Source organism: Mesonia sp. K7 (genome assembly GCF_003233725.1).
Lineage (GTDB): Bacteria > Bacteroidota > Bacteroidia > Flavobacteriales > Flavobacteriaceae > Mesonia.
In genome coordinates, this window is record NZ_QKQV01000001.1 from 281,237 (window position 1) to 298,806 (window position 17,570).

Annotated in this window: 23 protein-coding genes; 16 read left to right on the forward strand and 7 right to left on the reverse strand. The window is 36.2% G+C overall.

The window, feature by feature from the left end:
• Positions 1 to 17: 17 nt before the first annotated feature.
• From DNG35_RS01310 to DNG35_RS01330, 5 genes are all read left to right on the forward strand, one after another.
• Positions 18 to 1,106 (forward strand): amidohydrolase family protein, encoded by a 1,089-nt coding sequence (locus tag DNG35_RS01310; protein ID WP_111125937.1) that lies wholly within the window; start codon positions 18 to 20, stop codon positions 1,104 to 1,106.
• On the forward strand, positions 1,103 to 1,744 hold the full coding sequence (locus DNG35_RS01315) for an O-methyltransferase (protein WP_111125938.1): 642 nt from the start codon (positions 1,103 to 1,105) through the stop codon (positions 1,742 to 1,744). The genes DNG35_RS01310 and DNG35_RS01315 overlap by 4 nt, the downstream gene beginning before the upstream one ends.
• Before the next feature lie 88 nt (positions 1,745 to 1,832).
• Entirely contained in the window at positions 1,833 to 2,309 is a 477-nt protein-coding gene (gene msrB / locus DNG35_RS01320) for a peptide-methionine (R)-S-oxide reductase MsrB (protein WP_233494431.1), read from the forward strand.
• Between the two features lie 233 nt (positions 2,310 to 2,542).
• A complete protein-coding gene (locus DNG35_RS12255; protein ID WP_233494430.1) occupies positions 2,543 to 2,794 on the forward strand; it encodes a DUF6265 family protein in 252 nt (83 codons plus the stop codon).
• 73 nt (positions 2,795 to 2,867) lie between these two features.
• A complete protein-coding gene (locus DNG35_RS01330) occupies positions 2,868 to 3,707 on the forward strand; it encodes a hypothetical protein (RefSeq protein ID WP_111125940.1) in 840 nt (279 codons plus the stop codon).
• Positions 3,708 to 3,714: 7 nt separating this feature from the next.
• Here the strand turns inward: DNG35_RS01330 and DNG35_RS01335 are convergent, their stop codons facing one another.
• The 6 genes from DNG35_RS01335 to DNG35_RS01360 form a co-directional block, all read right to left on the reverse strand.
• Entirely contained in the window at positions 3,715 to 4,284 is a 570-nt protein-coding gene (locus tag DNG35_RS01335) for a phosphatase PAP2 family protein (RefSeq protein ID WP_111125941.1), read from the reverse strand.
• 3 nt (positions 4,285 to 4,287) lie between these two features.
• Positions 4,288 to 4,566 carry a twin-arginine translocase TatA/TatE family subunit gene (locus DNG35_RS01340; RefSeq protein ID WP_111125942.1) on the reverse strand — a complete coding sequence of 93 codons (279 nt, stop codon included), beginning with the start codon at positions 4,564 to 4,566 and terminating at the stop codon, positions 4,288 to 4,290.
• Between the two features lie 87 nt (positions 4,567 to 4,653).
• Positions 4,654 to 6,957, reverse strand: coding sequence for a M1 family metallopeptidase (locus DNG35_RS01345; protein WP_111125943.1), 2,304 nt, complete (start codon positions 6,955 to 6,957; stop codon positions 4,654 to 4,656).
• A 4-nt stretch (positions 6,958 to 6,961) separates the two neighbouring features.
• Positions 6,962 to 7,468, reverse strand: coding sequence for a DUF6702 family protein (locus DNG35_RS01350; RefSeq protein WP_111125944.1), 507 nt, complete (start codon positions 7,466 to 7,468; stop codon positions 6,962 to 6,964).
• Positions 7,461 to 8,255: a hypothetical protein gene (locus DNG35_RS01355; protein WP_111125945.1), complete on the reverse strand. Its 795-nt coding sequence runs from the start codon at positions 8,253 to 8,255 to the stop codon at positions 7,461 to 7,463. Before DNG35_RS01355 ends, DNG35_RS01350 begins: the two co-directional genes overlap by 8 nt.
• Complete coding sequence (locus DNG35_RS01360; RefSeq protein ID WP_146228818.1) at positions 8,252 to 9,022, reverse strand: hypothetical protein; 771 nt, start codon at positions 9,020 to 9,022, stop codon at positions 8,252 to 8,254. Before DNG35_RS01360 ends, DNG35_RS01355 begins: the two co-directional genes overlap by 4 nt.
• 53 nt (positions 9,023 to 9,075) lie before the next feature.
• On the opposite strand from DNG35_RS01360, the gene pepE reads away from it, so the two are divergent.
• The 11 genes from pepE to DNG35_RS01415 all read left to right on the forward strand — a co-directional run bounded on the left by pepE (position 9,076) and on the right by DNG35_RS01415 (position 16,953).
• A complete protein-coding gene (pepE, locus tag DNG35_RS01365) occupies positions 9,076 to 9,780 on the forward strand; it encodes a dipeptidase PepE (protein WP_111125947.1) in 705 nt (234 codons plus the stop codon).
• Positions 9,780 to 10,688, forward strand: coding sequence for a glutaminase (locus DNG35_RS01370; RefSeq protein WP_111125948.1), 909 nt, complete (start codon positions 9,780 to 9,782; stop codon positions 10,686 to 10,688). The genes pepE and DNG35_RS01370 overlap by 1 nt, the downstream gene beginning before the upstream one ends.
• Before the next feature lie 83 nt (positions 10,689 to 10,771).
• Positions 10,772 to 11,053 carry a GNAT family N-acetyltransferase gene (locus DNG35_RS01375; RefSeq protein WP_111125949.1) on the forward strand — a complete coding sequence of 94 codons (282 nt, stop codon included), beginning with the start codon at positions 10,772 to 10,774 and terminating at the stop codon, positions 11,051 to 11,053.
• A gap of 6 nt (positions 11,054 to 11,059) precedes the next feature.
• Positions 11,060 to 11,497, forward strand: coding sequence for a GNAT family N-acetyltransferase (locus tag DNG35_RS01380; protein WP_111125950.1), 438 nt, complete (start codon positions 11,060 to 11,062; stop codon positions 11,495 to 11,497).
• Positions 11,490 to 12,227 (forward strand): M15 family metallopeptidase, encoded by a 738-nt coding sequence (locus tag DNG35_RS01385; protein ID WP_111125951.1) that lies wholly within the window; start codon positions 11,490 to 11,492, stop codon positions 12,225 to 12,227. Before DNG35_RS01380 ends, DNG35_RS01385 begins: the two co-directional genes overlap by 8 nt.
• A gap of 75 nt (positions 12,228 to 12,302) precedes the next feature.
• Entirely contained in the window at positions 12,303 to 13,814 is a 1,512-nt protein-coding gene (gene gpmI, locus DNG35_RS01390; RefSeq protein ID WP_111125952.1) for a 2,3-bisphosphoglycerate-independent phosphoglycerate mutase, read from the forward strand.
• On the forward strand, positions 13,811 to 14,392 hold the full coding sequence (locus DNG35_RS01395) for a thioredoxin family protein (protein ID WP_111125953.1): 582 nt from the start codon (positions 13,811 to 13,813) through the stop codon (positions 14,390 to 14,392). The genes gpmI and DNG35_RS01395 overlap by 4 nt, the downstream gene beginning before the upstream one ends.
• 5 nt (positions 14,393 to 14,397) lie before the next feature.
• Positions 14,398 to 14,817: a BT0820 family HAD-type phosphatase gene (locus tag DNG35_RS01400; RefSeq protein WP_111125954.1), complete on the forward strand. Its 420-nt coding sequence runs from the start codon at positions 14,398 to 14,400 to the stop codon at positions 14,815 to 14,817.
• Between the two features lie 3 nt (positions 14,818 to 14,820).
• On the forward strand, positions 14,821 to 15,624 hold the full coding sequence (gene map, locus DNG35_RS01405) for a type I methionyl aminopeptidase (RefSeq protein ID WP_111125955.1): 804 nt from the start codon (positions 14,821 to 14,823) through the stop codon (positions 15,622 to 15,624).
• Positions 15,608 to 16,189, forward strand: coding sequence for an HNH endonuclease signature motif containing protein (locus tag DNG35_RS01410; RefSeq protein WP_111125956.1), 582 nt, complete (start codon positions 15,608 to 15,610; stop codon positions 16,187 to 16,189). Before map ends, DNG35_RS01410 begins: the two co-directional genes overlap by 17 nt.
• A complete protein-coding gene (locus tag DNG35_RS01415) occupies positions 16,189 to 16,953 on the forward strand; it encodes a class I SAM-dependent methyltransferase (protein WP_111125980.1) in 765 nt (254 codons plus the stop codon). The genes DNG35_RS01410 and DNG35_RS01415 overlap by 1 nt, the downstream gene beginning before the upstream one ends.
• A 330-nt stretch (positions 16,954 to 17,283) precedes the next feature.
• On the opposite strand, the gene DNG35_RS01420 is transcribed toward DNG35_RS01415, so the two are convergent.
• Positions 17,284 to 17,570: T9SS type B sorting domain-containing protein (locus tag DNG35_RS01420; protein ID WP_146228819.1), on the reverse strand; the 287-nt coding region annotated here is incomplete at its 5' end.

The following is a 17,570-nucleotide window of genomic DNA, read 5'->3' on the forward strand; positions in this document are numbered from 1 at the left end:
TCTAAAAACCCTAAACTATGGAAAAAAGAAAATTAAGAATCAACGGTCACTCCCATTTACTGCCTTACCCAGAGGAAATCCCTAAGTTTATGAAAGACAAAGAGATTTTTTGGGTAGATGACGAACGCAAATTTATGCTCCAAAAAAATTGGAAACGTCCAGTAACCGATTCCAGTTTTTTCCTTAAAGAAAAGTTGGAATGGATGGAACGCTACAAAATAGATCATGCCGTTGTTCTTAATCTTTCCCAACTCTATGGAAACGGTTTGCGTGTAGAAGAACTCAAACAAGCACTTCGTTTTCAAAATGATTTTAATGCGCGTATCCAGCACGATCATCCTTCAAAATTTACGTGCGGATTTGTGGTGCATCCAGCTTTTGTGCGTGGTGCGCTCTGGGAAATAGAGCGTTGTGTCGAGGTTTTAGGAATGCGACTACTTTGCCTTCCGACACATTATATGGACAGCGTTGGAACATGGCGTTGTATTTTTGATGAAGAGAACGAGCCGATTTTCGAAATGGCAAACAAGTACAATTTAGCCGTAGAAATTCACCCGTATGACGGCGAAAAATTTATCAAATTAGAAAATACCGCTTGGCGTTTTCACCTCATCTGGATGTTGGCACAATGTGCCGATGCATATCACTTCTTAACTTTAAACGGTTACCCTGATAAATACCCTAATATGCGAGTTTGTTTCGCTCACGGCGGACAATTGGCGCAAATCAACCTCGGTAGAAGAATACAAGGTTTTGACGGAAGACCCGATTTATTTGAAGGAAAAACACACCCGAGAAAATCAGTAGGTCATAAAAACATCTTTTTTGACACCTTGGTTCACGACACTGGTTCGTTAAAGCTCTTAGTAGAAAATCAAAAACCAAAACAAATTATTGCTGGTCTAGATGACCCTTATCCACTTGGCGAAATGGAAAGTGCCCCACAATCTTCTTATCCTGGCAAAATCTTAGACTTAGCGGTAGAGCGTGAAATTTTAACTAAAGAACAATGTGATGCCATTTGGGAAGACAACGTATTGCAATGGTTATTTGGCGACGACCAAGCAGGTAAAGAAAAATTGGTCCACAAAATTTTAAATTCATGAATTTTCTGCCAGAAGAACTAGAAGACTATGTAGAAAAGCATTCGCAAGCAGAACCTGAGTTATTGCAGCAACTCAACAGAGAAACGCATCAGAAGATTTTACAACCACGTATGCTAAGCGGGCATTTCCAGGGTCGGATGTTGAGTATGCTCTCTAAAATTATTTCGCCCAAAAATGTGTTGGAAATTGGCACTTATACCGGTTACGCTACACTTTGTCTTGCAGAGGGTTTGGCAGAAAATGGTACAATTCATACCATCGATATCAACGAAGAGTTGTACGATTTCCAACGAAAATATTTTAATTTATCTGGTTTTGGAAAACAAATCACACAACACGTTGGTGATGCGCTAGAGATTATTCCTGCACTCAATGAAAAATTGGATTTGGTATTTATTGATGCTGACAAGCATAATTACATCAACTATTACCAAATGATTTTACCTAAAATGACACAAGGTGGAATTATTTTGACCGATAACGTTTTATGGAGTGGTAAAGTTTTGGAAACACCTAAAAAAGACGATATCGATACGCAAACCCTCATTAAATACAACCAAATGATCAATGAAGACGAGCGAGTAGAAACGGTTTTGCTACCCATAAGAGATGGTTTAACAGTAACTAGAGTAAAATAAAACATCTTATTTCACCTAATTTTCGTATATTTTATAAAGTAAATTACGCTTTATGAAAGTTTTATATTCATTTATTTTATTCGTTTTTATGACTAATTGTGGTAATAGCCAATCAAAAAAAGGTTCTAACGAACAACAAGACAACCCTTATTATTCTCGAACTGACACGACCAAATTAAACGTAAGTGATAAAGAGTGGAAAAAAATATTATCTCCCGAAGTTTACCACATTGCGAGAGAAAAAGGTACCGAAAGAGCCTTTACAGGTCAATATTGGAATACCGAAACCAAAGGAACTTACTTTTGTGCAGTATGTGGCAACAAACTATTCCGTTCTGACCAGAAATTTATAAGCAGTTGCGGTTGGCCTAGTTTTTTTGAAGCGGTAAAGCCTAATAGTGTTTTATATAAAGAGGACAATTCTATCGGGATGCAGCGCACTGAAGTGTTATGTGGGAGATGCGAGTCCCACTTAGGACATATTTTTGATGATGGCCCTCCACCAACATACAAACGTTTTTGTATGAATTCTATCGTATTGGATTTTGAGGCTGATGTATTCTAAAATTGTTTATATGACCTTACAAAAAGCATTTTTCATACTTATGGCTATTTGTATTTTATCATGTAGATCTACAATCAGAAAACCTATAACAAATTTACATTGGCTCCTCGGAACTTGGGAAAACAAAACAGAAACAGGACTTGTTTACGAAACGTGGAAAAAATTAAACCTAAATGAATTTATAAGGAAAAAGCTATACCTTAAAAGGAAATGATACGATTGTTTTCGAAAGCATGAAACTGCTTCAAGAGGATGATCAATTGTTTTATATTCCTACCGTAAAAAATCAAAACGACGAGAAACCGGTAAAATTTGTCATGAAAACCATAACCGATTTATCAGTTAAATTTGAGAATCCCAAACATGACTTTCCACAAGTAATTCAATATAAAAGAATCAAGACAGATTCTATGGTAGCAGAAATCCTAGGTATTAAAAATGGTCTAGAGAGAAACATCTCTTTTCCGATGAAGAGAAGAGAATAAAGTAAATTATATAGTAAGAAAAAGGACGCAACCATTCTCAATAAAATGCATCTTATAATAAAACCAACAAAAGATGAAAAATCCTTTAAAAATTTTCGTATGCTTCTCCCTATTTTTAATACTTAGTTGTCAGAATGATGATAACAATTCTATCACAGAAGTACAAAAAAAATACCTTGTCGATAGAATATACGATTACAATCATAACCTATTAGCTGTTTATCATTACAATGAAAATAATCAATTAATCAAAAGAGTTACTACAGACCCAACAACAGATAGAAGTTCTGATTACGAATTTGAATATGTAGAAGGTAAAATTTCAAAAATCATATACATCGACTATAATTTCCCTCAATTTAATCACCAAATCAAGATTTTTTACAATGAGGAAGGTCATATTTACAAACAGGAAACCTATAAAAATGAATATTTGATAAATACGGTAAATTATACATATGATGCAGATGGAAAGTTAACTTCATTTACTTCTGCAGAGCAAGAACCCTTGATTACTTTTATGTATGATAACACTCAAAATATTATGCAGACTAAAGTAAGATATCCAGATGACGGTTCTATAGCCAATAAAAGAAAGGTAGCCCCCAATCGTAAAAACGAGTATATAGAAGTGATTACCGACTATACGTATGATAGCTATCATAAGCCCGATTTTGGTATTGGGAAAATTTTTCAATTTGAACCTCTTCCCTATTTTGGTACGGAAGCATTGCTAGAAAAAAACTATTCTGAAAACAATATGACCAGCAATGGAGGTAGTGGCACAAAATGGATTTACACTTATAATGAAAATAATCTCCCAAAAACAATAGAAACAAAGTGGCACGAAATTGAAACAGAAGAACCGATGTTGTTAAGAATAGTTTATAAAGAAATCCTAATAGACAATTAGATTTCTCCTATACTACTTCGTGTAAATCTTCACGCGCGATTTTTTTAAAGAGTTTGTAACAGAAAATAGCAATTAAAACCCCAACAATTGCACCACCTAACAAATCACCTGGATAATGTACCCCTACGTACACTCTGCTGCATGCAAACAATAAAGGCCAAAGGTAAAAAACATATACCCATTTGTATTTTTTTCTTAACAGCAAGACCATAAAGGTGGTGACCGCCATCGAAGAAGAAGTATGGCCAGAAACAAAACTATAGTATTCTGGTTGTTGTAAAATACGAATAACGTCTTTGAACTCATCTACATTATTCGGGCGAACTCTCGCAATAAATGCCTTGATGAGACGTGTAATACCAAAAGTGATGAGAAAAGTTGCAAACAAAGCCAAAACTGCATGAAACTTCTTTTTTCCTCGATAAGAAAAAAACAACAACCCTATAAAAACAAAGTAAAGCGGAATCCAAGTTTCTTCTTGGGTAACAGTAATCCAAAAATGGTCAAAACGTTCAACACCTAATCCGTTAAGGTAAAGAAAAAGTTGTCGATCCCATTCTTGCAGTTGCTCTAGCATAGCTTACAACTTTCTTTTTACAGAACCTGTAATTTCTTCTATCTCTTCTTTTACTTTATCGATATCTTCTTTGATATTTTCCTTACCCATATCTTTAAGGTGCTTGTCTGCACTATTGGTAATTTCGGTTTTGATATCATTAGTGGCATCTTTTACAGTTCGAATACCTTTAGCTAGACCTTTTGCAATTTCAGGAATTTTATCGGCGCCAAAAACCATAATCACAATAAAAAGGATAAAGATAACCTCTGGTGTTCCGATAAATAAAATGACTTGTTGCATGGGGCAAAGATAAGTTGTATTTCTATCATAAAAAAAGCTGATATCTTAAAAAATATCAGCTTTCTCTTAAAATTATTGATTTGCAAATTAGTCTTTATTCTGCTGATCTTTAAACTTTTCAAATTCACTTTTAGTCTCTTGCTGTGGCCAATTATTGTTAGACACATCTATATCGGCTGTTTGTTGCTCTGGATCTAATGTAATTGACTCAATTTTTTTATCTGTAGCAAGGACTCGCGAAACCTCTTTATCGTTCTTTCTCCATATCTGCGGTGGAAAAGTGATTCTTTCTGAAGTACCATCTTCATATGTATATTCTAAAATAATAGGCATCACCAAACCTCCTGGTTTTTCGAAGGTAATTTCATAAAAATGTTTTGGCTCTTTTAGGGTTCTTCGCTCTTCTTCCGAAAAGTTATCCATTAAATAAGCTTTTAATTTTGGAGCCGATTCGGTTATTTTTTTGGTTTTCATATTCGCTTCGTATTCTTCGCTTCCTTCTTCTACCACATACAAAGCGTCTATCTCATCATAATTGGTGATGTTATACCTGCTCAGCATTTCTTTACCAGCTTTGGTAGGCTTATCGGTAATGTAATATGATTTTACGCTTTTAATGCCAATATCAACATAATCGGTCGTGTAAAACCATCCTCTCCAAAACCAATCTAAATCTACGGCAGAAGCATCTTCCATCGTTCTAAAGAAATCTTCTGGCGTTGGGTGTTTAAACATCCAGCGTTGCGAATATGTTCTAAACGCGTGATCAAACAACTCTCTTCCCATAATGGTTTCTCGCAAGATGTTGAGTGCCGTTGCTGGTTTTCCGTAAGCATTGTTTCCTAATTGGTAAACTTGCTCTGGGTTACTCATAATCGGAGCGATATAATCTTGATTACCTTTCATATAGGAAACAATTTTTGCAGGGTCACCACGACGAGAAGGATACTTGTCTAAAGGCGCAATAGCTGTCGGGAAGTTCTCACCGAAATCTTGCTCTGCAACATATTGAACAAAAGTGTTGATACCTTCGTCCATCCAACCCCATTGCCTTTCGTCACTATTTACTATCATCGGGAAAAAGTTATGACCTATCTCATGGATAATCACGCTGATCATCCCAAATTTTGTTCTGTCAGAATAAGTTCCGTCTTCGTTAGGTCTTCCATAATTCCAGCAAATCATCGGGTATTCCATACCTTGGTTTTTGGCGTGAACCGAAATCGCTTTGTGGTAAGGGTAATCAAATGTCATTCGACTATAAGACTTTAAGGTTTGCACCACGGCTTTGGTAGAATACTCCTCCCACAAAGGGTTTCCTTCTTTGGAATAGATTGAAACTGCCATTACTTCGTTTTTACCTACTTTTACATTTTGCATATCGCAGATGTATTTTCGTGAGGAAGTAAATCCGAAATCACGTACATTTTCTGCCTTAAACTTCCAGGTTTTGGTTTTATTCGTAGAACTTTTTTCCGCTTTTTCTGCTTCTTCTTGTGTAACGATGAGTACAGGTTTGTCAAATGACTTTTTAGCCTGTTCGTACCTATCCATCATTTTTTTCGTGTAAACGTCTTTTCTATTTTGTAAAACCCCAGTAGCATCTAAAAAATGGTCTGCAGGTACGGTAATATTTACCTCGTAATCACCAAAAGGCAAAGCAAACTCACCACTTCCCCAAAACTGATAGTTTTGCCAACCTTCTACATCATTATAAACCGCCATTCTCGGGAAAAACTGAGCAATCACATAGGCGTAATTTCCGTCTTTAGGAAAAAATTCATAACCTGAACGACCCCTGTTGACCACATGATCGTTGATGTTATACCACCATTTGATGGAAAATTCAATTTTTTTTCCAGGGTTCAAAGCTTCGTCTAAATCTATACGCATCATCGTCTGATTGATGGTATATTTCATCGGTTTACCGTCTTTCAGTACCTTTTCAATATTAAAGCCTCCGTCAAAAGGTTCTGCCATATAACTATCTACAAAACTTCCTGTCTGGCTCACCGCACTAATCGCATCACCATTTCGTAAAGGTGATTTGCTGTCTTTTGCTCTTACGTTTTGATCGAGTTGTACCCATAGATAAGTGAGCTTGTCTGGTGAATTGTTGATATAGGTGATTGTTTCTTCCCCAAAAAGCTTTTGGCTTTTATCATCTAAAATAATATTCATCACATAATCGGCCTCGTTTTGGTAATAAGCGTGACCTGGAGCTCCAGAAGCCGTTCTATACTGGTTGGGTGTAGAAAACTCCTGGTATAATTGCCTAAACTTATTTTGGTTGATATGACCTTCTTGTTTTTCTTGTGGTTCTTCTTGTGCAAATCCGCTTATAGCGAAAAAACTAAACAAAAATGCGGTGATTAGCTGTGTTGATTTCATAGATTTAGTTAAAATTTATGGTTTGTGTCTCGTTGTCTTTCAATAACAACAGCGATTTTTCTTGATCTTTTTTCTTAAAATGAACAATATTTTTTTGGTCTTCAAATAATTCCATCAGAATTTCATTGGTAACTTTCACCTCAGAAAAATCTGATATTTTCGGAGCCTCAAGATAGCAAATTATTAAATCATCTTCGTAACGCTTTCCTATAAAATTAAGTTGAACCGATTGGTTTTTGATTTTAAAAAGCATTTTTTTATTGAAATAATCTTCAATATAAGCATCGGTTTTTTCTTGGGTCACTTCTCTACTCAACACCACAGATTTATCGTAACGCTCGTTTAGCAATCGCTGAAAGTCATCTACAAAAATGCGAGTGACTAGCTGTAAAGCTTGATCTTTTGCTGAATAATTGACATCGGTCACACTCAAATAAAATTTGTGGACATCTGCATTTTGAAACGAAAAATGGACTGCTAGAAACAGAAAAAAAAATGCTTTCTTAATCATCTATTTGATATTCTTTTTTAAAGCTTTTTGCTTTTTCGAGGTAAAATTGCGTAAGCGCTAAGCTCTCTTCTTCTTTGACTATATAAGTCTTGAAAAGTTGAAAAGTGTTACAATAATACAAGAAATCGTCTACTTTATCTTCTGGAATTTCAATAATCTCTATAAAATAACGATCTTCATGGATTTCTCTTGCCTTTTTGATATTCGCCTCTATGCGTTCGTACTTGAGTTGGCGTTTAAGCATATTGGTTCTTCCCGAAAGCTGGTTAAGCATTCGACCTAGCGAAAAGCCTGTCGGTAAAACACCAAGCATCAACTGTGGTTCTCCTCCTGTTGCCGTAAGAAGTCTTCTTTCGGCTTGTGTGAGTTTAGGCTGTGGCGCTGGCAAACCTACATCTGTATTGGTCAGTTTTTTATGAGTATCGATGTTATTTGCATCGGTTTTAAGATTACCGGTTAAGTCGATGTCGCTAATACTCACCTCCTCAAGTTCTGTCACATCATTTTCCAAAAAGATGGTAGTGAATTTCTCTAAATTTTCTTCAGTAATTCTCAACCTGTAAACTTTATATTTTACGGAAGAAAAAATAACCGAATCGCCTACTTTTGCTGGAAGCGAAAATTCACCATTTCTACTATTGGTAGTTCCGAGATGATTGGTAAGATTCACAATATTTACTTGTATTTCACCAATAGAATCGGCATAAATTCTTCCTTCAAATCGCTGTTCTTGAGAAAACCCAAAAGCAACAACAAATAAAAATAATATGTATAGCAAATGTTTCATTCTTTCGTATCCATTGCTTCTTCTTTGTATACCTTATAAGATTCTAATTGGCTTTCTAAAAACTCAATCATTACTAACGGATTTTTTTCATTCATCGCTTGATTAAAGCCAGATTGCTGCTCACAGAAATACCAAAAATCGTCAACATAAAGCGTATCAATGGCTAAAGTTTTGCTTTCGTAACCCACAGGAATCAAATCTCTAGCTTTGTTGATTTTCATCTCAAGTTCGTCATAAGCTTTATGTCTTTTCAAATCTTTTATCCTTCCCGACAGAACAGTCACCAAAAGAGAAACCGGATCTGAGGTTGCTGATTTATACCTTCGCTGTGCAGGAGTAAGTTTTGGCGGATCATAGGCTGGCAAACCCAAATCTTCTGCTTGTAAACCTCTGTAGGTTTTTATCTTTTTTGCATCATTTAGTAAATCACCTGTCAAATCTAAGTTAGTAATCAATACTTCTTCAAGTTCGGTCACTTCATTTTCCAAAAAGATGGTGTTGAATTCTTCTAAATGTTCTTCGTTAATTTTCAGCCTGTAAACTTTATATTTTACGGAAGAAAAAATAACGGAATCACCCGCTTTCGCAGGAAGCGAAAATTCACCATTTCTACTATTGGTCGTTCCGAGATGATTGGTGAGATTAACAATATTTACTTGTATTTCGCTAATCGAGTCGGCATAAATTCTTCCTTCAAATCGCTGTTCTTGTTGTGAAAACACAGAATGCACAGAAAAAATAAGTAGAAAAAAGGTAAAGTTTTTCAAATGTTTTATTTTTAAATACTTATTTTCCATAAAATTGTTACAAAAACCAAACTATGAATTGTATAATTGCCAGTACTTCTACCATTCACGGCAGTGATTATCTTGCTTATTTACAACCCGAACTTCATGAGTTGTTTAAAGATATCCATAAAATTTTATTTATCCCGTTTGCCCGTCCTAGCGGAATCACACACGACGAATACACCCAAAAAGCTCGTGAAGGACTCGCTTTTTTGAACAAGAAAGTAGTAGGAATTCACGAAAGTGACAACTACCGAGAAGCGGTTAAGAATGCTGAGGCGATTTTTACCGGCGGCGGAAATACTTTTTTACTCGTCAAACAATTGCACGATCACCATTTGATGGATACACTTCGACAAAAAATTGAAAGTGGTAGCCCATATTTAGGCACAAGTGCTGGCAGCAATATTTGCGGACCAACGATGCAAACCACCAACGATATGCCAATTGTGATGCCCAAAAGTTTTCAAACCACGGGCGTTTTACCATTCAATATCAATGCCCATTACCTTGATCCAGACGCCAACTCGACACACAAAGGTGAAACGCGCGAAACACGTATTAAAGAATTTCATAAACTTAACGATACGATTGTAGTTGGTTTACGCGAAGGAAGCTGGGTTCGTGTTGTAGGTAAAAAAATGAATCTTGGCGGAAAACTAGCTGCGCGTATTTTTAAACCCAACGAAGCTGCTTTTGAAGTTGCCCCTAATTATTCTTTTAACGAATTATCTTAATGGATTTTCAACAGATTTTAAATACGCTACAATCCGACCTCAAAGGTTTTGAGACCAAAGGAAAAGTCGCCGATTACATTCCGGAACTTCGCAAAGTCTCTCCCGATAAGTTCGGAATGTCTCTTACTACTTTAGATCATAAAACTTACAGCTTTGGCGATGCACTGGAAAAATTTTCCATACAAAGTATTTCTAAGGTTTTTACACTCGCTCTTGCAGAAAAATATGGTGACGAAATTTGGCAACGTGTTGGTGTCGAGCCTTCAGGAAACCCGTTTAATTCATTGATGCAATTAGAGCAGGACAAGGGTATTCCTAGAAACCCATTTATCAATGCAGGAGCAATTGTGGTGGCAGATATTTTACTTTCGTTGTTTGAAAACCCCGAAAAAGAACTTTTAAATTTCATCAAACAACTTACCAATGACGACAACATCCGCATCCATGAAAAAGTAGCCTTGTCAGAAAAACTTACCGGTTATCGAAATGTTGCTTTAGTTAATTATATGAAATCCTTGGGCAACATCAAAAATGATCCCACAGAAGTGATCGGTTTTTATTTTAGACAATGTGCTATAGAAATGAGTTGCGAACAACTTTCAAAAGCTTTTTTAATTTTTGTTGATGACGGAAAAGTGCACGGAAAACAAATTTTAAACGAATTATACGTACGAAGAATCAATGCTTTGATGCAAACTTGCGGTTTTTATGACGAAGCCGGAGAATTTAGTTTTAAGGTAGGTTTACCCGGAAAAAGTGGTGTTGGTGGTGGAATTGTTGCGGTTCACCCAGCAGTTTATAGCGTTGCCGTTTGGAGTCCGATTTTAAATAAAAAAGGAAATTCCGAAAAAGGAATGAAAGCTTTAGAAAAACTAACCGACCTCACAGGTTTGTCTATTTTCTTATAAAATTAATGCCTTAAAATCTTCTTAACGTCGTAAAAAATTGGCAAATAAAACCTAAATTAGTTTTTCTAATTAGCAACAAAGTGATGGAAAAAATAAAGCATAAAGAAAATCAAACCAATGGCATCTTTTTTTTGGAAAACGAAAAGGGAATCGTTTCTGAACTCACCTATCAAAAAGAAGAAAATGTTTTGGTGATCGATCACACCAAAACCCAGAAACCCTACGAAGGTCAAGGTTATGCCTCTGTGCTTTTAGAACACACGGTAAATTATGCCCGAGAAAAAGGTCTAAAAATCAATCCACTTTGTCCGTTTGCCGAAGTAAAGTTTGACGAAAACGAATCTTATCAAGACATTAGAGCTTAAAGCAAAATGGTATTTTCGGAGGTTAGCGTTTCAGAAATTTTACCCGTTAGACAACAAGTTCTGCGCCAAGGCAAACCACTCGAAGCTTGTATGATGGAAAGTGATGAACTTTCTACAACCCAACATTTTGCCCTAAAAGAAAACCAAAAAGTAGTAGCTATTGCTACAATAATGCAACAAAAAAATGATTTGTTTTCACAAGAAAAACAAGTTCGCTTACGCGGAATGGCAGTTTTACCCGAATACCAAAAACAACAACTTGGTAAAAAACTACTTACCCAGGTAGAAAACAAATTTGTAAAACCTCATTATGATTTGATGTGGTTTAACGCAAGAGAAAAAGCTGTTCCGTTTTATAGAAAATTAGGTTTTGAAATCATTGGAGAACGATTTTTGATTGAAGGAATTGGCGAACATTTTGTGATGTACAAAAGTTATGAATAGAAAAGAGTTTTTACAACGTATCGGTTTTATTTCCGCACTAGCCAGTTTGTCTTTTTCAGATAAAAAATTGTGGCAAGAAACTTATACTCAAGATCAACTCACAGGAAAAACTCCGGTTACAGCCACGACCAACAATCAACATATTCAAGATGAGGTTTACCAAGCTTTTTCTGCGATGAAAAAAGCAGCTGCTAAAGAAAATATTGATATTCAAATCGTTTCGGGTTACCGTAGTTTCGAGCGACAACTTGAAATCTGGAACGGCAAATACCAACGCTTTACCCAACAAGGACTTTCGCCAACAGAAGCTATCAAAAAAATTCTCGAGTATTCGACCATTCCTGGAACATCTCGTCATCATTGGGGAACCGATATCGATATTATCGACGGTAATAAAAAAGCACCTGAAACTCTTTTAAACCCAGAAAACTATAATGAAAATGGAGTGTTTTGTGACCTCAAAGTTTGGATGAACAAACATGCAGAGCGTTTCGGTTTTTATGAGGTTTATACCAATAATCCCAACCGAAAAGGTTTTTTCTACGAACCTTGGCATTTTAGCTATAAAGAAGTGAGTTCACCCATGTTGGAAGCCTATAAAAAGTTAGATTTCAAAACGATTATTCGTTCAGAAAAAAGGCTGCTCGGAAACTCACATTTGTCTGATGAAATTTTAGACAATTACTTTCGTGAAAATATTTTGGATATCAATCCAGCTTTGCTGAGTTAAACAGAAAACCAATTTTATCATAACTTTACCATAAAACTGTGATGACTTCTGTATTTTTGCACAAATCGTTTATAAATGAGTGAAAAAGCAATTTTAGTGATTTTAGACGGTTGGGGACAAACACAAGACCCAACTGTTTCTGCAGTACATCAAGCGAACACACCGTTTTTTGATAGTTTGATAGAAAACTACCCCCATACAACTTTGAGAACCGATGGTGAACATGTAGGTTTACCGGTCGGGCAAATGGGAAACAGCGAGGTTGGTCATTTAAATCTCGGTGCCGGAAGGATTGTTTACCAAGATTTGGCTAAAATAAATATGGCAGTCGATAACAACACGCTCATTTCAGAACCAGTTTTACAGCAAGCTTTTAATTACGCAAAAGAAAATGACAAACCGGTTCATTTTATAGGTTTGGTGAGTGATGGCGGTGTTCATTCACATATCAATCATCTTAAAGGTTTACTTCGCGCTGCTAAAGAGTTTGGTGTCAGTAAAAAATATGTTCACGCTTTTACAGATGGTCGTGATGTCGACCCAAAATCTGGACTAGGACATGTACAAGATTTGATAGAAGAGTTGCCTAAAACAGATGCTAAATTGGCTTCGGTTATTGGCAGATATTACGCCATGGATCGTGACAGACGTTGGGAACGCACCAAAAAAGCCTACGATTTATTAGTAAACGGAATTGGAGAAAAAACTGAAAATCCTTTACAAGCAATGCAAAAAAGCTACGATAAAGATATCTCCGATGAATTTATCGAGCCTATCTCTGTATTAAATAATGGTGTGACACACAAAGTTGAGAAAGGCGATGTCGTGATTTTCTTTAATTTTAGAACAGACCGCGGAAGACAACTTACACACATGCTTACGCAGGAAGACAATTTAGAATTTGATTCTAAAAGACTGCCGTTGTATTTTGTAACGATGACGAAATATGATGATAGTTTTGCTAACATCAATGTGATTTACGAAAAGAGCAACATCAAAGCAACACTAGGCGAAACGCTATCTTATATGGGCAAAAAGCAAATAAGAGCTGCAGAAACCGAGAAATACCCGCACGTGACGTTTTTCTTTTCGGGTGGTCGCGAAGAACCTTTTTCAGGAGAAGAACGTATTTTGGTCGCTTCGCCAAAAGTAGCTACTTACGATCTCAAACCTGAAATGAGCGCTGTAGAACTTACCGATAAATTGGTCGAAAAAATAGAAGAAAACAAAACCGATTTCTTCTGTATCAATTACGCCAATCCAGATATGGTTGGTCATACAGGAAGCATAGAAGCAGCCATTATTGCTTGCGAAACCGTTGATAAATGTTTAGAGCGAATAGTCACCGCAGGAAAAGAAAATTATAACATTCTTATTTTGGCCGATCACGGGAACAGTGAAAAAATGAAGAACGAAGATGGTTCAGAAAATACGGCTCATACCACATTTCCGGTGCCTTTTATTTTAGTAACCGAAGATAAAAAACTCGTCAAATCAGGAATTTTGGGTGATATCGCACCTACCATTCTTGATTTGATGCAGATCAATAAACCCGAATTAATGACACAACATAGTTTATTAGTATGAAACGAATTACTTACCTTATAGCTTTTATTTTAGGCTTTATAGCTTTCAATGCATGTAAAAATTCCGCTGGAAAGAAAAAAGAGCAGCCGCCAAAAATGACGGAAAACACAGAAATGGTCAACAAAAAAGTAGAAGACAGCACTTATACAGGCTTAATCACCGAGGCTGATTTTAGAAACACCAAATTTGACGATTGGTTTTCTGAAGCATACGAGAGCTATCAACCCGATACCGAAATACTAGTAGAAATAAAAAAAGAAATTGGTAAATACGATATCAAAGTTTTCATGGGAACTTGGTGTTCAGACAGTCAAAGAGAAATTCCGCATCTGTATAAAATTTTAGATGATGTAGGTTACAATAAAGAAAACCTTACGGTTTATGCGATGAATGAAAACAAAACCACAGAAGCGAATCACGAAAAAGAATTAAACGTTTTTAATGTTCCTACACTCATCTTTTATGATAAAGAAGGAAATGAAGTAAATCGTTTTGTAGAATTTCCGCAAGAAACTTTAGAAAAAGATATTTTAAAAATCGTAACCAAGCAAGATTACAAACACAGTTACGCAGAATAACAACTATGGGAAAACAACAAAAATCACTACTTATTGCAGTAGATTTCGACGGAACTATCGTACACAACAAATATCCTAAAATTGGCGAACCGATTATGTTTGCTTTCGACACGCTAAAAAAGTTGAATGAAGAAGGACACCGCCTTATTTTATGGACCTATCGTTACGGAAAAGAACTAGAAGAAGCTGTTGAATTCTGTAAAAAACATGGCGTTGAATTTTACGCCATCAACAATAGTTTTCCAGAAGAAAGTTTCAACCCAAAATACAGTCGAAAAATAGACGCAGATGTCTTTATCGACGATAGAAATGTAGGTGGTTTTCTTGGCTGGGGCGAAATATACCAAGAGCTCATCAACAACACACCAGAACATTTACAACCCTCAAAAAAGAAAAAAGGAATGTTCGGATTCCTAAAAAAGTAATTCATGATTATTTCAAAAAACACAGAAGAAATCGCATTGATGCGTGAGAGCGCTTTGGTAGTTTCCAAGACTTTAGGAATGCTTGCCAAAGAAGTAAAACCAGGTGTAACCACGCAATATTTAGACAAACTAGCCGAAGATTTTATCCGTGCACAAGATGCCATTCCAGGTTTTTTAGGTTTATATGATTGTCCTTCAACCTTGCTAACGAGTGTAAACGAAGCTGTAGTTCACGGTTTACCAACCGACAAACCACTTGAAGAAGGTGATATCGTTTCGATAGATTGTGGTGCGATCAAAAACGGCTTTTACGGTGATCACGCCTATACTTTTGAAGTGGGCGAAGTTGAACCAGCTACCAAAAAATTGCTCGAAATCACTAAAGAGAGTTTATACATTGGCATTAGAGAGTTTAAAGCCAACAATCGTGTAGGTGATGTTGGTTTTGCAATTCAAAAACACGCCGAAGATCACGGTTATACAGTCGTTAGAGAATTAGTTGGTCACGGTATCGGAAAAAAAATGCACGAAGATCCAGAAATGCCCAATTACGGAAAGCGTGGTCGTGGTAAAAAATTTATCGAAGGAATGACCGTTGCCATAGAACCGATGATTAATCTTGGAGAAAGACGTATCAAACAATTGCCCGATGGCTGGACAATTGTTACCGCAGACGGTAAACCAAGTGCCCATTTTGAACACGATGTGGCTTTGGTAAATGGCAAACCAGAGTTACTTTCTACCTTCGACTATATTTATGAGGCTTTAGGAATAAAAAGTAATGAAGAAGATGAGTTTAGAAAATAGAAAGTCTTTTTACATCAACAACAATCTTGTTGAGGAGTGGAAATATTTCCGCGAAAGCAATTGGAAAGAAAATTTTTATGTCGCCATTTCCACTAAGGGAAGAATTATGACATTTCCTGATGGAAATAAAAAAGGAAAACACATAAAAGGCAGTAACCTTAATGGGTATCGCACCTTTTCTTGTAAAACAGATGACGGAAAACGCAAAAGATGCTATGTGCACAAAATTATGGGTGAACTTTTTCTAGAAAAACCTGAGGATGCTTTGTTTGTCATTCATAAAAATCACGAAAAAGACGATAATCGCATAGAAAACCTAGCTTGGGTTAATCGTGAAGATTGGCATGAACATCAGTCGAAAAACCCTGCTGTAATCAAGTTTCGTAAGAAAAAACAAATTTGCTATAGCAAACTTACTTACGGAAAAGCTACCATTCTTAAAAAGAAACTTTTAGACCCCAATAGAAAAACACGCTTAAAAGTGCTCGCCAAACAATTTGGAGTAAGCGAAATGCAGCTTTACCGTATCAAATCTGGCGAAAATTGGGCAGACATCAAAGTATGATCAAAAAACTTTTTAAGCTTACGCTGAATAAAATACCGAGACCCATTCTCATTCGTTTAAGTTATTGGGTTAGACCAATGATTGCGTTTGTCCTTAAAGGGGAAAAATATACCGACCCGATTGATGGAAAGAGTTTTCGTACTTTTTTACCTTACGGTTACCAAAAACAACGCCCAAATGTGCTTTCGCCATCTACACTTTCGTTAGAACGACATCGTTTGCTTTGGCTTTACCTGCAACGAAAAACCAATTTCTTCACCGAAAAAGCAAAAATGCTGCATTTTGCGCCCGAACAAGCCTTTTATGAGCGTTTCAAAAAAATGGAAAATTTAGATTATACCACTACCGATCTCAATTCGCCACTCGCCGATGTAAAAGCCGATATTTGCAATTTGCCTTTTGAAGACAATACCTACAATATCATTTTATGTAATCACGTGTTGGAACATATACCAGATGATCATAAAGCCATGCAAGAATTGTATCGCATTCTAAAACCTGGCGGCTATGCTATTTTACAAGTTCCACAAGATAACAACAGAAAACATACTTTCGAAGACAACTCCATCACCGATAAAAAAGAGCGCACTAAAATCTTTGGGCAATATGATCACGTAAGAGTTTATGGTCTAGATTATTTTAAAAAATTAGAAGCTGTTGGTTTTGATGTCAAACAAGTTAGACTTTCAGAGCAACTTTCACAAGAAGAAATAGAACGCTATCGTATCAATTCTACCGAGATTTTACCTGTTTGTTATAAATAGTTATTATTTTTTATATCTTTTTTTTAGATAAAAAAATAAACCTGAAAGAAGAATTATGCCTGTTCCTATCAAAAAAATATCTATTATCTTTACATCATCATAACCTTGCATCATTATAAAAACATGTATGTACACAAGTAATATTAAAAATATAATTTTTATAGTTTTCAATAGAATAGAGATTATTTAAAAAGGGCGTTCCATATAACCTTAACATTATTTTTATAAATTTAATACCCTTTTAGCTTTCATACAACTATTAAGAAGATTCAATCAAAAACCCCACTCTTTCAAGTGGGGTTTTGTCTATCTAAATTATCAAATTATTCGTTATCGCTTCAGGGTGATGTTGTCCACCAGTTCCTTTCTCACCAATTGTCCGGTGTTTACATCCAGTTCCTGGTATTCCACCTTGAACCAGTAGTCGCCACTTGGCATCTGCGTGCCGTTGTAGCTTCCATCCCAACCTTCACCCATAGGGCTGATCTGCTTCAGGAGCTTGCCGTACCTGTCGAAGATATAGATCTTGGCCGATGGGTTGCTCTCCGCCAGTCCGTAGATGTTCCAGGTGTCGTTGTAGCCATCGTTGTTCGGAGTGAAGAACGCCGGGTAGTCCA

What these genes read in the sequence shown, in the direction of transcription:
- DNG35_RS01355 (WP_111125945.1), bottom strand. Translation starts at nt 8,255, where the DNA reads ATGAAACATTTGCTATACATATTATTTTTATTTGTTGTTGCTTTTGGG.
- DNG35_RS01400 (WP_111125954.1), top strand. Translation starts at nt 14,398, where the DNA reads ATGGGAAAACAACAAAAATCACTACTTATTGCAGTAGATTTCGACGGA.
- pepE (WP_111125947.1), top strand. Translation starts at nt 9,076, where the DNA reads ATGAATTGTATAATTGCCAGTACTTCTACCATTCACGGCAGTGATTAT.
- DNG35_RS01410 (WP_111125956.1), top strand. Translation starts at nt 15,608, where the DNA reads ATGAGTTTAGAAAATAGAAAGTCTTTTTACATCAACAACAATCTTGTT.
- DNG35_RS01380 (WP_111125950.1), top strand. Translation starts at nt 11,060, where the DNA reads ATGGTATTTTCGGAGGTTAGCGTTTCAGAAATTTTACCCGTTAGACAA.
- DNG35_RS01335 (WP_111125941.1), bottom strand. Translation starts at nt 4,284, where the DNA reads ATGCTAGAGCAACTGCAAGAATGGGATCGACAACTTTTTCTTTACCTT.
- DNG35_RS01395 (WP_111125953.1), top strand. Translation starts at nt 13,811, where the DNA reads ATGAAACGAATTACTTACCTTATAGCTTTTATTTTAGGCTTTATAGCT.
- DNG35_RS01310 (WP_111125937.1), top strand. Translation starts at nt 18, where the DNA reads ATGGAAAAAAGAAAATTAAGAATCAACGGTCACTCCCATTTACTGCCT.
- msrB (WP_233494431.1), top strand. Translation starts at nt 1,833, where the DNA reads ATGACTAATTGTGGTAATAGCCAATCAAAAAAAGGTTCTAACGAACAA.
- DNG35_RS12255 (WP_233494430.1), top strand. Translation starts at nt 2,543, where the DNA reads ATGAAACTGCTTCAAGAGGATGATCAATTGTTTTATATTCCTACCGTA.
- DNG35_RS01330 (WP_111125940.1), top strand. Translation starts at nt 2,868, where the DNA reads ATGAAAAATCCTTTAAAAATTTTCGTATGCTTCTCCCTATTTTTAATA.
- gpmI (WP_111125952.1), top strand. Translation starts at nt 12,303, where the DNA reads ATGAGTGAAAAAGCAATTTTAGTGATTTTAGACGGTTGGGGACAAACA.
- DNG35_RS01385 (WP_111125951.1), top strand. Translation starts at nt 11,490, where the DNA reads ATGAATAGAAAAGAGTTTTTACAACGTATCGGTTTTATTTCCGCACTA.
- DNG35_RS01375 (WP_111125949.1), top strand. Translation starts at nt 10,772, where the DNA reads ATGGAAAAAATAAAGCATAAAGAAAATCAAACCAATGGCATCTTTTTT.
- DNG35_RS01350 (WP_111125944.1), bottom strand. Translation starts at nt 7,468, where the DNA reads ATGATTAAGAAAGCATTTTTTTTTCTGTTTCTAGCAGTCCATTTTTCG.
- DNG35_RS01315 (WP_111125938.1), top strand. Translation starts at nt 1,103, where the DNA reads ATGAATTTTCTGCCAGAAGAACTAGAAGACTATGTAGAAAAGCATTCG.
- map (WP_111125955.1), top strand. Translation starts at nt 14,821, where the DNA reads ATGATTATTTCAAAAAACACAGAAGAAATCGCATTGATGCGTGAGAGC.
- DNG35_RS01345 (WP_111125943.1), bottom strand. Translation starts at nt 6,957, where the DNA reads ATGAAATCAACACAGCTAATCACCGCATTTTTGTTTAGTTTTTTCGCT.
- DNG35_RS01340 (WP_111125942.1), bottom strand. Translation starts at nt 4,566, where the DNA reads ATGCAACAAGTCATTTTATTTATCGGAACACCAGAGGTTATCTTTATC.
- DNG35_RS01370 (WP_111125948.1), top strand. Translation starts at nt 9,780, where the DNA reads ATGGATTTTCAACAGATTTTAAATACGCTACAATCCGACCTCAAAGGT.